This window comes from Hymenobacter psychrotolerans DSM 18569 (assembly GCF_900142395.1).
GTDB lineage: Bacteria > Bacteroidota > Bacteroidia > Cytophagales > Hymenobacteraceae > Hymenobacter > Hymenobacter psychrotolerans.
In genome coordinates, this window is sequence record NZ_FRAS01000011.1 from 59,816 (window position 1) to 74,614 (window position 14,799).

Genomic DNA, 14,799 nt, shown 5'->3' on the forward strand with positions numbered 1-14,799 from the left:
TTTGACTGATATGGAGACGACTGCCGTCAAGCCGCAATTTTCCGAAGCCGCGCAGGCTGAAATCAAGCGTCTGCTCACCCACTACCCCGACGAGCGCCGCAAATCGGCGCTGCTGCCGGTGCTGCACATTGCCCAGGCCGAATTTGGTGGCTGGGTAAGCCCCGAAGTGCAGGATCTGGTGGCCGAAACCCTGGGCCTGAAGCCGATTGAGGTGTACGAGGTTTCCTCCTTCTACACCATGTTCAACCTGAAGCCGGTAGGCAAGCACGTGCTGGAAATCTGCCGCACGGGCCCCTGCATGCTGCGCGGCTCCGACGAGCTGACGGCCCACCTGGAGCGTATCACGGGCGCCAAAGTAGGTGGCCCGGCCTCCGAGGACGGCTTGTTCACGCTGAAGGAAGTGGAGTGCCTGGCGGCTTGTGGCTTCGCTCCTATTGTACAGGTGCGCGAGAAATACTACGAGCAGCTCGACACCCCGGAAGCCGTGGATGCCATGCTCACGGAGCTGCGCAACCAGGTGCACCGCCCCGCTTTGCCGTGGGAAGAAACCGGCCTGCCAAACGCGCTGGCCAACAACTAACGTCTTTCAGCTCTGAACCTATGGGACGCAAACTGCTGACCGAACATATTAACGTTGAAGGCATCGACACCTTTGAAGTGTACCGCAAACACGGCGGCTACCGTTCGGTGGAGAAGGCCATCAAGACCATGACCCCCGACGAGGTGGTGGAAGAAGTGAAGAAGTCGGGCCTACGGGGCCGCGGCGGCGCTGGCTTCCCTACCGGTATGAAGTGGAGCTTCCTGGCCAAGCCTGAAGGTGTGCCGCGCTACCTCGTGTGCAACGCCGACGAATCGGAGCCTGGCACCTTCAAGGACCGGCAGCTGATGGCCAAGCTGCCTCACCTGCTCATCGAGGGCATGATTACGAGTTCCTACGCGCTGGGCGCCAACACTTCGTACATCTATATCCGCGGGGAGTTGTTGTACGTGTTGCGTATTCTGGAAAAGGCTATTGCGGAGGCGTACGCCAACGGTTTCCTGGGCAAGAACATCCTCGGCTCAGGCTACGACCTGGACCTGCACGTGCACCCCGGTGGCGGCGCCTATATCTGCGGCGAGGAAACGGCTTTGCTGGAATCCTTGGAGGGCAAGCGTGGCAACCCGCGCAACAAGCCGCCATTCCCGGCTGTGCAGGGCCTATACGCCCGCCCCACGGTAGTAAACAACGTGGAATCCATTGCCGCCGTCGTCCCAATCGTGAATGACGGCGGCGACGAGTACGCCAAGATTGGCGTGGGCCGGAGCACGGGTACCAAGCTGTTTTCGGCTTGCGGCCACCTCAACAAGCCCGGTATCTACGAAATCGAGCTGGGTCTGCCCGTCGAAGAATTCATCTACTCCGATGAGTACTGCGGCGGCATCTGGAAAGGCCGCGACCTGAAGGCTGTGGTAGCCGGCGGCTCATCCGTGCCGATTCTGCCCAAGGAGCTGATTCTGAAAACCGCAGCCGGCGAAAACCGCCTGATGACCTATGAGTCGTTGTCGGATGGTGGTTTTGTGACGGGTACTATGCTGGGCTCTGGTGGCTTTATTGCCATGGATGAGACTACCTGCATTGTGCGCAACACCTGGAACTTCTCCCGCTTCTACCACCACGAGTCGTGCGGGCAGTGCTCGCCCTGCCGTGAGGGAACGGGCTGGTTGGAGAAGGTGCTGCACCGCCTCGAGCACGGCCACGGCCACATGGAAGACATCGACCTGCTGGTAAGTGTGGCTAAGCAGATTGAAGGTAACACCATTTGCCCCCTTGGTGAAGCCGCCGCCTGGCCCGTTGCCGCCGCCGTGCGTCACTTCCGCGACGAGTTCGAGTGGCACGTGACCCACGCCAAGCAGGCTGCCCAGCCCGGCGCAGTTTTCCCAGGCGCAGCAGTACTGGTTTAAATCTGAGAACTTAGATGGTAGAGCTTAGAGCTTAGATAGTTGTCCTGATTAACTGATACCTATTATCAGATTTCTCACTTCTGACTTCTAAGTTCTCAGTTCTCAACCCAAGAATAATGGCTAAAATAACCTTTGATGGCGTTGAGGTAGAAGTTCCGGACGGAACCACTATCCTGAATGCGGCCCGCCAGATCGGGGGCAGCATCGTTCCTCCGGCCATGTGCTACTACACGCCGCTGAAAGGCTCGGGTGGTAAGTGCCGCGCCTGCCTTGTGCGCGTAGCCGCCGGTTCGGCTAAAGACCCGCGCCCGATGCCCAAGCTGGTAGCTTCGTGCGTAACGCCCGTACAGGACGGCATGGTGGTCGAGAATACGACTTCCGAGCAGGTGCTGAACGTGCGTAAGGGCATCGTGGAAATGCTGCTCATCAACCACCCGCTGGACTGCCCCGTGTGCGACCAGGCCGGGGAGTGCGACCTGCAGAACTTTGCTTTCGAGCACGGCGTGAGCACTACCCGTTACCAGGAAGAGCGCCGCACGTTCGAGAAGATTGACATCGGGCCGCTGATTCAGCTGCACATGACGCGCTGCATCCTGTGCTACCGCTGCGTGTATACGGCCAATCAGATTACCGATAACCGGGTGCATGGTGTGCTGGGCCGCGGCGACGCTGCCGAAATTGGCACCTACATCGAAAACATCATCGACAACGACTTCTCCGGCAACGTCATCGACGTGTGCCCGGTTGGCGCCCTCACCGACAAGACGTTCCGCTTCAAGCAGCGCGTGTGGTTCACGAAACCCGTGAATGCTCACCGTGACTGCCCGAAGTGCTCCGGCAACGTAGTGCTGTGGTACAAAGGCAACGATGTGCTGCGCACAACGGCCCGCAAAGACCAGTACGGCGAGGTAAAGGAGTGGATCTGCAACGAATGCCGCTTTGAGAAAAAGGAAACCTCAGACTGGACTATCGAAGGCCCGGCCCACATCGACCGTTCTTCGGTAATTTCGGCCAACCACTACGAGCTGCCGGTACTCAACCAGTCGGTAATTGCCGACCTGCCGGAAAGCACGCAGCGCGACCTAGCGCAGAACCCGCCGCTGAAACTAGGGAACTAGTTCTATGAGGTCTTGTCATCCTGAGCGGAGCGAAAGACCTTATTCCATAAGAACGACCATCACCGTCGCGCTTCGCGCTGACGTGGCAGGGTCCTTCGCTCCGCTCAGGATGACAGAATTTTCTACAGTCCTTTACAACTGAAATGCTAGAACTTCCCGCCCTCGGCTGGCAATCCATCGTCATCTTCGTTGTTTTCGCAGTGTCGCTGCTGATTGCAACCTATTGCACCTACGCGGAGCGCGTTATTGCGGCGTTTCTGCAGGACCGGGTGGGCCCCGACCGTGCCGGCCCCTACGGCCTGCTGCAGCCTCTGGCCGACGCCGTGAAGATGTTCACGAAGGAAGAGTTCTTCCCCGGCGGCGCCAACAAGGCGCTGTTCGTGTTCGGCCCCTGCCTGGCCATGATTACGGCCCTGATGTCGTCGGCGGTGATTCCGTTCGGCAACAACATGAGCTTCGGCAACAACGCCTTCTTCCTACAAGGCATTGAAGTAAATATCGGGATGCTGTGGGTGTTCGGCGTCGTGTCGCTGGGCGTGTACGGCGTTATGATTGGCGGCTGGGCTTCCAACAACAAGTTCTCGTTGCTGGGCGCTATCCGGGCAGCTTCACAGAACATCAGCTACGAGCTGGCCATGGGTATGTCGCTGATTGCGGTGCTGATGATTTCCGGTACCCTGAGCCTGCGCGAAATCACGCTGCAGCAGTCGGTAGCGGGCGAGTGGCAGTTCTGGAACATTGCAAAGCAGCCGCTGGGCTTCATCATCTTCCTAGTATGCGCCTTCGCCGAAACCAACCGCACGCCCTTCGATTTGCCGGAGTGCGAAACCGAGCTGGTTGGCGGCTACCACACTGAGTATTCATCGATGAAGCTGGGTCTGTACCTGTTTTCGGAGTACGTGAACATCTTCGTGGTGTCGGCCGTGATGAGCGTGCTGTACTTTGGCGGCTTCAACTTCCCATTCCAGTATGAGCTGCGCGACTGGCTCGTGAGCAACCACGACTGGACTCTGGCCGGCGCTCAGAACCTGATTACGCTGCTGGGTACTGTAGGCCTGTTCCTGAAGATTTTCGCCTTCATCTTCTTCTTCATGTGGATTCGCTGGACCCTGCCGCGCTTCCGCTACGACCAACTGATGCGCCTGGGCTGGACCATTCTGATTCCGCTGGCCGTGTTCAACATCGTCCTCACGGGCGGCCTCATCCTGTTCGGGGTGATTTAAGTACCTTTCAATACCCATTGTCATGCTGAGCTTGCCGAAGCATCTCTACCGCTTCGTTGCCAAAGTAATTTGATTACTACTGCGGTAGAGATGCTTCGGCAAGCTCAGCATGACAATCGACAGTTTTCGAAACTGATTATATGCAACTCACCAACCGAGCCAAGAAACTAGAGAAGAAGCCGATGACGCTGGCCGAGCGGGCCTACCTGCCGGCCATCTTCCAGGGTCTCAGTATCACGATGCGCCACTTCTTCATGAAGAAGGCCACTGTGCGCTACCCCGAGGAAGTGCGCCCCTTCTCCGCCATTTTCCGCGGCCTGCACGTGCTCAAGCGCGACGAGCAGGGACGGGAGCGGTGCACGGCCTGCGGCCTGTGCGCGGTGGCCTGTCCCGCCGAAGCCATTACGATGGTAGCCGGTGAGCGGAAGAAAGGCGAAGAAGGCCTCTACCGCGAGGAGAAGTACGCCATCAGTTACGAAATCAACATGCTACGCTGCATCTTCTGTGGCCTTTGCGAGGAAGCCTGCCCGAAAGCGGCGGTCTACCTGCAAGCCGACAAGATGGCGCCGCCGCGCTACGAGCGAGACGAGTTTATCTACGGCAAAGACCGGCTGGTAGAGCCCGTCTCGCCCGACGAGCGTTCCGTGCGCGGCATTCAGCTTACGCCGGAGCAGGCCGATGCGCTGCGCAATAAGATGGCCCAGGTGTAAACCAAATCTGCCATCCTGAGCGGAGCGAAGGACCTTATCAAATATGAACAAGCTGTTCTGACGTAATAAGGCCCTTCGCTCCGCTCAGGATGGCAAACACTTCTTCTCCATGTCTCCAATTTTCCTGTTTCTGACTTTCGTGGCGCTACTGAGTGCGCTGGGTGTGGTGTTCGCCAAAAACCCGGTACACAGCGTGCTGTTCCTGATCCTGACCTTCTTCTCGCTTTCCGGGCACTACCTGCTCCTGAACGCGCAGTTTGTGGCCGCCGTGAACATCATCGTGTACGCCGGCGCCATCATGGTGCTGTTCCTGTTCGTGATTATGTTCCTGAACCTGAACGTGGACACGGAGCCCCATAAGCCGGCACTGGCCAAAATTGCGGCGGCTATTGCGGGCGGCACGCTGCTTCTCATCCTGACTGCCGCCATGAAGGACATCGAGCCGCTCGGTATGGCCGCCGGCGCTACCTTCAACTCGCAGATTGGCATGGTAGACCAACTGGGCATGAAGCTCTACACCGAATACCTGCTGCCGTTCGAACTGGCCTCAGTGCTGTTCCTAGTGGCTATGGTAGGTGCCGTAATGCTCGGCAAGCGCGAAGTAGGCGAGCGGAATTTCTAGGCTTATCCGCTGGCTTCAGTGGAAACCAAGCGCGGCGGCTGATGCATCAGTCGCCGCGCTTTTTATGTAAATACGGGGCATGCGATACACTATATCCGACGGCTTGGAGAGAATCAATTTTCATGACTCTCATATTGAATCCTCGATTCACAACGATGATAATCTAACTATACATTTCGACTGGGCGGGAATTCAAGACTATGCTACAGTTGGGCATGTTACAGATATAGTTGTTGGTAAATGCAGCTTAGTTCTTTCTGGAGTAACATCTACTGTGTTTTTGAAGCACGATAATCCCATTTACACAAAACGAGAGCCAGGCCCGCCCCAGCCCCATGTGCCTGTTGATATTAAGGAAGGATTTATTCTTATTTCCCTGAACACGTTTGATAGCACGGAATCCGGCCAGATTTTAACGTTAGGTGGCGTTTACGACGGTATCGAAGGCGTCTACTGGTTGGAGCAAATAATTCATTTCCGAACTGGGCGCTTCAACTGGAATAATCACGTCACGGTAGAAGAGTGGCAGGCAGGAGCTGTTACGCAGTAACACAGCAGCGGCACCTGATTCCTCAGGTGCCGCTGCTGTGTTACTGCGTATTCAAACCCGCCTATTCCGCTTCCGCGCTGCGGCGGCGCATCCAGGCGGGGCCGCTGGTGCAGGCGCCTTCCATTTTCTGGCGGAACTTCTCTTTTTCTTCGGGCGTGAGGCATTCCAGGCGGCTTTCCATCTTCTGCTTCCACTGGCGACGCTTCCGGGCCCAGCCGGCGCGGTGCCCCCGCCCACCCCAGCCCCCAAGCAGGATGCGCGAAAGCAACAGTAGCCCCAGTGCCTGCCAGATGCTGATGAGGGGCAGATTGAACAGGTCGGGCAGCAGCCAGTTCCAGAGGCGCATCGTCACGTAGCCGGCCACCGCTATGAACAGAGCAATCAGCAGCAGTATTTTGAGGCCCTGTAGCAGGCGGAAGGAGCGGTTCATTTCAGTTGTCAGTTAATGGGTGATAGTTGTTAGCTGGAAAGCTGGCCGCAGTTACAGGCAAAGAAATTCTGCCAACTCAGACTCGCGACTAACGACTATAGCTTAATCCGTAAACAGCTCGGTGTAAAGCGTCTGGAGGCGCTTGCGCAGGTGCTGTACGGCGTAGTGTTTGCGCGAAATCAGGGTTTTGAGCGGCACGCCGGTTTCTGCCTCCATTTCGCGGAAGGTCTTGTCTTCCAGCTCGTGCCAGATAAATACCTGGCGCTGGGCGGCGGGCAGCTCGGCCAGCGCGTCGCTGAGGGCTTCCATGAGCGTTTCGCGCAGCAGGCGGTTTTCCGGCGCGTCGTCGGGAGCGGGCAGAATATCGGCCAGCAGTAGCGTGTTTTCGTCGCCTTCAGATGCATAGGCCGCCATTTCCTTTTCCAGCGAAACGGGCTTTTTGCGGCGGTAGAGGTCGGTTATCTTGTTGCGGGCCACCCGAAACAGCCAGGCAGCGGCCTGCTCCACGGGCTTCATCAGCCGGTAGCTCTCTACCAGCTCGGCAAAGACGTCCTGCAGCACGTCCTCGGCCTCGGCCTCATCCGGAATGCGGCGCTGGATGAAGGCCAGCAGACGCTTGCGCTGGGTGCGCACAGCTTCCTGTATCTGCAGGTCCTGGTGGCCGGCCGTCATCTGCGAAGCATCGAGTGGTAGAGCAAGAGTTTCCATTCTGCCAACGCAGACGGAAAGCGCCGGAAGATACTTTATTGAGAAGCTGAAATTTTATCGGACAGGCAATTCACCTGTCATCCTGAGCAGCGCGAAGGACCTTGCCACGCAGACCGAACATCGTTTCAACGACTCGCTCCAACGCAATAAGGTCCTTCGCTGTGCTCAGGATGACAGGCGGGTTTCGGGTCTTATAAGAAGTGGTACAGGAACGTGATAACGCCCGTGTACGCCGGTTTTTTCTGGCCTTCGATTTCCATCGTGACGCCGATGTTAGCCTTGGCAATACCCCGCAGATCTTTCACGGCCAGCAGCTTGGCATGCAGGCGCACTGCCGAATTCACTACCACGGCCTGGTTGAAGCGAAACTCACTGATTTCGTAGTTGACCTGCATTTTCAGGTTTTCTACCTGCACCAGCTGGTTCCAGAAGTAGGGCAGCAACGACAGCGTGAGGTAGCCATGCGCAATGGTGCCACCAAACGGCGACTCGGCCGCGGCCCGCTCCGGGTCGGTATGAATCCACTGAAAATCGAGGGTGGCGGCGGCAAACTGGTTGATCTGCTCCTGCGTGATGACGTGCCAGGGCGTGATGCCCAGATCCTGGCCTTCGTGCTGCTGCAGCTCGGCTAAGCTGCCAATGGTGATGCTCATGGGAAGAAACAAATAGGGAGTGCGGCGAAGATACGTGCTAGCGCCCGAACGGATTTTTCGGTTTACGCCCCACACGCGGCACGGTTCCGGGGCGCGGCAGCTTCGGGGGCGGCGGCAAGGGTTCGGGTAGCAGGCCGGCCTCGCGCAGCTCCCGCCGCAGGTAGCTCAGGCGGATGTATTTGGCCGCCAGCCCCTCGGCAAACAGCGTAATCTGCTCCTGCAGCGGCAGCAGCTCGTGCAGGGCTTTCAGCCATTGGGCCATGCTTTGGTACAGCTCCACGGAGCGCAGGCTGGTTTGCTCCAGGTAGCTTTCGATGCGCTCCATTACGGCATCCAAGGTGGCTTCGGGCTGGAAACGGGCCGTGAGCTGGAGCAGTTCAGGTAAGGTGTCCAGGTCGAGCGTGGGCGGCGGTGTGCTCCAGTAGGAAGTGCGGTATTTGGCGTGCCAGTTGAAGGTGAGCACCAACGGCAGAATCTCGGCGGTGCGAGTTGAGGCGGCCAGGACCCGCGCCCGGAACAAGGCCGAAAACACCGGCGGTGTTGTGCCCAGGGCCCGCGCCACAAACTTCGCCCGCTCCTTTTCGGTCCAGAGTTCTGTTAGGGCTTCGAAGTCGGCGAAATCAAGGCGCTTTTCCAGCCGCACGGTCAGGGCGCGCACGTAGAGCGGGCGACTGTGGGCAGGCGTGAGGTGTTCCAGTACGAAGTCGCTGAGCAGAAACGGGTTTTTCGCGAAATGCTTTCCGGCCAGCGTCACCAGTTCCGCCAATCGGTTTTCTCGGAGGTAAAAGCGCAGCAGTTCCAGCAGCACCTGCGGATCGGTGGGGGCCAGCTGCGCGGCCAGCGCCTCCCAGGAGGACCAGTCGCGGCGGCCTTCGGCCAGACGCAGCTGCAGCAACGGCGTGGCCCGGTGCCGGTACACGCGCAGGGTGGTGTGCAGGGCCGGGGCCACGCTGGGATTCACGGCCACGGCCAGCAGCAGGGCCAGGTCGGCATCGGGCAACGCGGCCACCGCCGGCATTGGCAACCGGGCTATCCGTTCGGCCGTCAGCGGCTCGGTGAGGGCCCGCACAAACACGGGCTGGCAGCGCGCCACTTCTGCTGCCCCAAACACCTGCCGACCCAGCTGCGCCATCACCCCCAGCTCAGCCAGCAGGGCCAGCCAGGTTGCCGCCACATGGCGCGAGTAGTAGTTACCGTGAAACAGGTTATAGGTATCCTTGGCGGGCATTTTCAGCTCCCCTATGCCCAGCCAGGCCCCGTGCCAGCGGCGCAGGGCCTCGGCCAGCCGGCTCTGCGCCAGCGCCATGCCAATTGCTTCAGCCACCGGACGCAGCACGGGATGCAGTACAAGGCTGAGCCGCTGCTCCAGCTCCGGCAGAAAGCGGCTTCCGTTCGGGCCGAAGGTGAATACAAGCCGCGGCGGCTTGCCGTCGTCGTCGGCCAGCTGGTCGTAGTCGAAGCACAGGCGGCTCAGGGCGCGGTGCAGCGGGTCGCGCAGCTCCCGCAGGCCCGGGAGCGTCGGGTCGGCGTCGAGCGGGTCGGGCGGCAGCGGCGGGCTCCCGCACTGCGTGAGAAACGCCTGCGCCAGCTGGGGGTTCTCGCGCAGCTGCCGGGCCAGAAACTTCAGCTGCTCGGGTTTCGGCACGTCGCGCAGGGCCGCCTCCAGCTCCGAGGCCGACACGACGTCGGGCAGCGTACCAGCCGGCTCATCGGCGGCAAGTGCTGGTTTCCGGGGAGGTTTTGGCTTGCCTGAACGGGCGGGCGCGGCATCGGCGGCCAGCGTTTCCAGCACGGCCAGGCCCAGCGCCACCGCGTGCTTGCAGATGCCCTCGTAATCATAGGGGCAATTGCACCAGAAGTCCGGCCCCTCGTCGGTCAGGGTCAGCTCTACGTCGTAGTCCTCGGTGCCGCTGACGGTGGCCGAATACAGATTATCTTCCTGGCGGTGCCGCACCCGGCCCACTGCGCCTTCCTCGAAGTAAGCCCGCCCCCGGCTGAAGCTGGCGGCCGTGGCCTGCTGGCGGATGTCATCGAGCGTGAGCATAGAGGTGCGGTAAGGTTGAGCGGCGAAAATACCCAATTGCGGCTATGCCGCGGTCAGTAGCGCGCACTTTGTAGTTCGCGTCCCTGCGTCATTACAACGAATCTGACGGCGCGGAGACGCGAACTACAAAGTGCGCGCTACTTGATTGCGACGGTTTCCATACGGGCACCCAGCGAATCTTCGCCTTGAAAACGCCCAAATCAGGCCAATTTAAAGGGTGGCGTTTTCCGATTTTCAGGATACCTTTGCCAGCTAATTGCCCCGTCGTGCCCCGGCCGATGGGGCTTCGTTCCGCCGCCAACGCTACCGCATGGACCAGAACATACCGCAGGTTATCCAAACGGTTCCTCTTCAGTACTACGTTTTCTTTGCCACCGCCCTGTTCAGCATTGGCGTGGTTGGCGTACTCACCCGGCGCAATGCCATTATCATCTTTATGTGCGTGGAGCTGATGCTCAACGCCGTGAATTTGCTACTGACGGCCTTCTCGGCCTACCGCTCCGACCCCAACGGCCAGGTATTCGTGTTCTTCATCATGGCCGTGGCCGCTGCCGAAGTAGCAGTGGGGCTGGCCATCATTGTGATGATTTACCGCAACGTCCAGAATACCGACGTTAACCTGCTCAACCGCCTGAAGTTCTGATTTGCCATGCCGTCCTGAGCGGAGCGAAGGACCTTCTACCAGCCGAACGACACCCGTAACAACGCCTCGTTCTCCCGTGATAAGGTCCTTCGCTCCGCTCAGGATGACACCTGTGCTTCTGCATCCCTGACTTATGCAAGAAACTGTAATTCCCGCTGCCGGCGCGCCCTACTCCACGTTTCTGTACGTGCTTATCCCGCTGCTGCCGTTTTTGGGCTTTCTCATCAACGGGCTGCTCAACCGCAAGCTGTCGGGCACGGTAGCCGGCGCCATCGGCAGCCTGATGGTGCTGGGCTCGTTCGCCATTTCGGTGTTCCTGTTCCTGAATTTCCAGTACCAGTACACCGTCACGCTGTTCGACTGGATTTCGGTGGGCTCGATGCACATTCCGTTCAGCTACCAGATTGACCAGCTCAGCCTGATTATGCTGCTGCTCGTGACGGGCGTAGGCTTCCTGATCCACGTGTACAGCATCGGCTACATGCACCACGACGAGAACGTGGGCAAGTTTTTCAGCTTCCTGAACCTGTTCGTGTTCAGCATGCTGATGCTGGTGCTGGGCGCCAACTTCGTGATTCTATTCATCGGCTGGGAAGGCGTGGGGCTGTGCTCCTACCTGCTCATCGGCTTCTGGAACAAGAACACCGCCTACAACAACGCCGCCAAGAAAGCCTTCATCATCAACCGCATCGGCGACCTGGGCTTCCTGCTCGGCATCTTCCTGATTTACCTCACCTTCGACTCGGTGCAGTACGCCGAGGTGTTCCAGAAAGCCAGCACGATGCAGATTGGCGCGGGCGTGGTAACGGCCATTACGCTGCTGCTGTTCGTGGGTGCTACCGGTAAATCGGCGCAGCTGCCGCTCTACACCTGGCTGCCCGACGCCATGGCCGGCCCCACTCCCGTTTCGGCCCTAATTCACGCCGCCACCATGGTAACGGCGGGTATTTACATGATTCTGCGCGCCAACGTGTTGTTCACGCTGGCCCCCGATACCCTCGAAGTTATTGCCATCATCGGCGCGGCTACGGCCCTGTTTGCCGCCACCATCGGCCTGGCCCAGAACGACATCAAAAAGGTACTGGCCTACTCCACCGTTTCGCAGCTGGGCTACATGTTCCTGGCCCTGGGCGTGATGGGCTACAGCACCAGCCTGTTCCACGTCCTGACCCACGCCTTCTTCAAGGCCCTGATGTTCCTGGGCGCGGGCTCCGTGATTCATGCCATGAGCAACGAGCAGGATATGCGCCGCATGGGCGGTCTGCGCAAGTCGCTGCCTATCACGTTCATCACCTTCCTGGTAGGCTGCCTGGCCATTGCCGGTATCCCGCCCTTCTCGGGCTTCTTCTCGAAAGATGAAATCCTGCTGCACGCCTTCGAGCACAGCAAAGTGCTGTACGCGGTAGGTTTGTTCACGGCCTTCCTGACGGCTTTCTATATGTTCCGACTGCTGTTCCTCACCTTCTTCGGCGAGTTCCGCGGCACCGAGGAGCAGAAACACCACCTGCACGAGTCGCCGGCTTCCATGACGTTGCCGCTCATTGTGCTGGCTATTCTGGCCGCCGTGGGTGGTTTCATGAACGCACCCTTCTTCCTGGGTGAGGAAAACGCCTACCTCTCGAACTACCTCGCGCCGCTGTTCACTTACTCCAGGCAGCTGAACCCGGCGGCCTTCGGCGTACACGCCGACCACGCCACCGAGCTCATGCTCATCGGCCTCTCGGTGGGCGCGGGGGTGCTGGGCATCATCTTGGCTTATGTGCAGTACGTGAGCCGCGGGGTGCGCCCGGTGGAAGACGGCGAGTCGCGCGGCTTCCTCGAAAACCTAGTGTATCACAAGTACTACATCGACGAGCTGTATAATGCTCTGTTTGTGCGCCCCATCATGTGGCTATCGCACGGCCTGTTCCGTTACGTCGAAAACGGCATCATCGACCCCGTCGTGAACGGCTTCGGCCGCCTGACTATGGGTGGGGGCCAGCTCCTGCGCTACGTGCAAACCGGCTCCGTGGAAACCTACCTCATCCTGATGGTGGTGGGCATCGTGCTGGTAATGGCGCTGAACTTCGGGAAGTTTTAAAAGTCTCAACTATGAAACACTGCTTTTTCACACTCATCTTCTCTCTTCTGGTTGGTTTTGCATCTGCTCAGAAAGTAGAGGTGAAAGGTGAAACTATCTTGGTAGATGGGACGAAATATGCTCTGATTGAGCAAGAGGGCTGCGGCATCATGGATGTGGACTGCTTTTACTATATCAAGTCCTTGGAAGGCAAGCGACTGTTTGTTGTGAAACAGCAGATGTTCAATGACCCGGCTGAAATTGACGCTGCAGACCCCCAGGGTAAGGTTCTGTACCTACAGTACGTCTTCACCGGCGTTGGCACCAAGGCAGAAACCACTTTCCCCACCACATTGCATCTACGGGCCATTGATGTCGCCCGCAAGGTGGTTAAAGCGCAGCTTATGGCAAATGGCACGCTGAATGAGCAGGCCGCCACGGAGTTCGTCACCAATAACGGTACACCTTTCTCAGAGCGTCGTCAGGCGCTGAATGGTCCTAAGGTCATCGTAATCGAAAAAAATTAGAGCAGCTGCGGCTGCTTCGTCCCTGGCCCGGCCTGCTTCTGGCACGTGCCTGAAATCTGCGGTTCTCTTACATGCTGACTGTCCTTCTTCTACTCTGGCCCGTGGCGGCCGCCCTGCTGCTGCACTTCTTCAAAGGCCGTGCGGCCCGGGTTCCGGCGCTGGGCGCGGCCCTGGTTGAATTTGCGCTGGCAGCTTATGCCGCCCTCACCTTCAACGCCAACCACAGCGGCCAATTCTCCTACAACCTCAACTGGATTCCCTCGGCGGGCATTCAGTTTGCGGTGGGCATGGACGGGCTGAGTTTGCTGCTGGTGCTGCTGACGGCCGTGCTGGTGCCGGTGATTCTGCTGAGTGCCTTCCGCCGCAACTTCGAGAATGAGTCGGTGTTTTACGCGCTGGTGCTGTTCATGCAAACCGGCCTGATTGGTGTGTTCACGGCCCAGGATGCCTTCCTGTTCTACTTCATGTGGGAAGTAGCCCTGATTCCGATTTACTTCCTGGCTGGCGTGTGGGGCGGTGTGAACCGGGCCCGCGTCACGTTCAAGTTCTTCCTGTACACCATCATCGGCTCGCTGTTCATGCTGGCCGGCTTCGTGTACCTGTATTTCCAGACCGGCCCCTCGGCTGACGGCCTCTCGGCCCACAACTCGGCCCTGACTTCGTTTTACGCCCTCAACCTGCCTGCCGAAACGCAGATGTGGGTGTTCTGGCTGATTTTTGCGGCCTTCGCCGTGAAGATGCCCATCTTCCCCTTCCACACCTGGCAGCCCGATACCTACACCGAGGCCCCGGCCCCGGCTACCATGCTGCTCTCGGGCATCATGCTCAAAATGGGCATCTATGGCTGCATGCGCTGGCTGCTGCCAGTGGTTCCGATGGGCGTGGACTACTGGCAGAACCTGGTGCTGATTCTGGCCATCATCGGCATCATCTACGGCGCTATCATCGCCATCCGCCAGCAGGACGTGAAGCGCCTGATTGCCTACTCGTCTCTGTCGCACGTGGGTTTGATGATTGCCGGCGTGTTCTCGCTCACCCAGATGGGTCTGCAGGGTGCCAGCATTCAGATGCTGGCCCACGGCGTGAACGTGGTGGGCATGTTCTTCATTGCCGACGCCATTGAGCGCCGCACCGGCACCCGCAACATTGCCGACCTGGGCGGCCTCACCCGCAAAGCCCCTGTGCTCACGGTGTGCTTCCTGGTGCTGCTGCTGGGCACGGTGGCGCTGCCGCTCACCAACGGCTTCGTGGGCGAGTTCCTGCTGCTGGCCGGCGTGTACCAGTACAACGCCTGGATGGGCGCGGTGGCCGGCGTCACCATCATTCTGGGCGCGGTGTACCTGCTGCGCATGTTCCAGCGCGTCATGCTCGGCCCCGACTCTTCGTTCACGGAATCCTTCACCGACCTGACCGGCGCGGAACTGGCTCTGCTGGTGCCGCTCATCGTGCTGGTGTTCTGGATTGGCCTGTTCCCGAACACCTTCCTGCACCTGTCGGAAGGCAGCGTGCTGAACATCCTGAACGAGGTAGTAAAACGCTAAGCTGTAGCGCGAAGCAGCCGCTTCGCGTAT

At 59.2% G+C, this 14,799-nt stretch carries 15 protein-coding genes; 11 read left to right on the plus strand and 4 right to left on the minus strand.

All coding sequences use genetic code 11. The annotated features are described in order from the left end of the window. Positions 1–10 precede the first annotated feature (10 nt). From BUE15_RS11365 to BUE15_RS21550, 7 genes are all read left to right on the plus strand, one after another. Entirely contained in the window at positions 11–580 is a 570-nt protein-coding gene (locus tag BUE15_RS11365) for an NADH-quinone oxidoreductase subunit NuoE family protein (RefSeq protein ID WP_073284781.1), read from the plus strand. 20 nt (positions 581–600) lie between these two features. Continuing rightward, positions 601–1,941 (plus strand): NADH-quinone oxidoreductase subunit NuoF, encoded by a 1,341-nt coding sequence (gene nuoF / locus BUE15_RS11370; RefSeq protein WP_073284784.1) that lies wholly within the window; start codon positions 601–603, stop codon positions 1,939–1,941. Positions 1,942–2,057: 116 nt separating this feature from the next. After that, positions 2,058–3,059, plus strand: a complete 1,002-nt coding sequence (locus BUE15_RS11375) for an NADH-quinone oxidoreductase subunit G (protein WP_073284787.1) — start codon at positions 2,058–2,060, stop codon at positions 3,057–3,059. A gap of 143 nt (positions 3,060–3,202) precedes the next feature. Next, entirely contained in the window at positions 3,203–4,282 is a 1,080-nt protein-coding gene (nuoH, locus tag BUE15_RS11380) for an NADH-quinone oxidoreductase subunit NuoH (RefSeq protein ID WP_073284790.1), read from the plus strand. A gap of 140 nt (positions 4,283–4,422) precedes the next feature. Further along, positions 4,423–4,992, plus strand: a complete 570-nt coding sequence (locus tag BUE15_RS11385) for a NuoI/complex I 23 kDa subunit family protein (protein WP_073284793.1) — start codon at positions 4,423–4,425, stop codon at positions 4,990–4,992. A 109-nt stretch (positions 4,993–5,101) separates the two neighbouring features. Further along, the gene (locus tag BUE15_RS11390) at positions 5,102–5,614 is read left to right on the plus strand and encodes an NADH-quinone oxidoreductase subunit J family protein (protein ID WP_073284797.1); all 513 of its coding nucleotides are present in this window, start codon (positions 5,102–5,104) and stop codon (positions 5,612–5,614) included. Positions 5,615–5,717: 103 nt separating this feature from the next. Continuing rightward, complete coding sequence (locus tag BUE15_RS21550) at positions 5,718–6,164, plus strand: hypothetical protein (RefSeq protein ID WP_139252233.1); 447 nt, start codon at positions 5,718–5,720, stop codon at positions 6,162–6,164. Between the two features lie 61 nt (positions 6,165–6,225). Here BUE15_RS21550 and BUE15_RS11400 read toward each other — a convergent pair whose 3' ends face one another. The 4 genes from BUE15_RS11400 to BUE15_RS11415 all read right to left on the minus strand — a co-directional run bounded on the left by BUE15_RS11400 (position 6,226) and on the right by BUE15_RS11415 (position 9,999). Continuing rightward, positions 6,226–6,594 carry a hypothetical protein gene (locus BUE15_RS11400; protein WP_073284803.1) on the minus strand — a complete coding sequence of 123 codons (369 nt, stop codon included), beginning with the start codon at positions 6,592–6,594 and terminating at the stop codon, positions 6,226–6,228. Positions 6,595–6,696: 102 nt separating this feature from the next. Then, the gene (locus tag BUE15_RS11405; protein WP_244535941.1) at positions 6,697–7,302 is read right to left on the minus strand and encodes an RNA polymerase sigma factor; all 606 of its coding nucleotides are present in this window, start codon (positions 7,300–7,302) and stop codon (positions 6,697–6,699) included. Between the two features lie 191 nt (positions 7,303–7,493). Continuing rightward, complete coding sequence (locus BUE15_RS11410) at positions 7,494–7,955, minus strand: MaoC family dehydratase (RefSeq protein ID WP_073284808.1); 462 nt, start codon at positions 7,953–7,955, stop codon at positions 7,494–7,496. 37 nt (positions 7,956–7,992) lie between these two features. Next, positions 7,993–9,999, minus strand: coding sequence for an SWIM zinc finger family protein (locus BUE15_RS11415; RefSeq protein ID WP_073284811.1), 2,007 nt, complete (start codon positions 9,997–9,999; stop codon positions 7,993–7,995). A 310-nt stretch (positions 10,000–10,309) separates the two neighbouring features. Here BUE15_RS11415 and nuoK point away from each other — a divergent pair, with 310 nt between their 5' ends. The 4 genes from nuoK (at position 10,310) to BUE15_RS11435 (ending at position 14,769) form a co-directional block, all read left to right on the plus strand. Then, positions 10,310–10,642, plus strand: a complete 333-nt coding sequence (gene nuoK, locus BUE15_RS11420; RefSeq protein WP_073284814.1) for an NADH-quinone oxidoreductase subunit NuoK — start codon at positions 10,310–10,312, stop codon at positions 10,640–10,642. A gap of 133 nt (positions 10,643–10,775) precedes the next feature. Next, positions 10,776–12,722, plus strand: coding sequence for an NADH-quinone oxidoreductase subunit L (nuoL, locus tag BUE15_RS11425; protein ID WP_073284817.1), 1,947 nt, complete (start codon positions 10,776–10,778; stop codon positions 12,720–12,722). An 11-nt stretch (positions 12,723–12,733) separates the two neighbouring features. Next, the gene (locus BUE15_RS11430) at positions 12,734–13,228 is read left to right on the plus strand and encodes a hypothetical protein (RefSeq protein ID WP_073284820.1); all 495 of its coding nucleotides are present in this window, start codon (positions 12,734–12,736) and stop codon (positions 13,226–13,228) included. 71 nt (positions 13,229–13,299) lie between these two features. Then, positions 13,300–14,769 (plus strand): complex I subunit 4 family protein, encoded by a 1,470-nt coding sequence (locus tag BUE15_RS11435; RefSeq protein WP_073284822.1) that lies wholly within the window; start codon positions 13,300–13,302, stop codon positions 14,767–14,769. Positions 14,770–14,799: the final 30 nt, after the last annotated feature.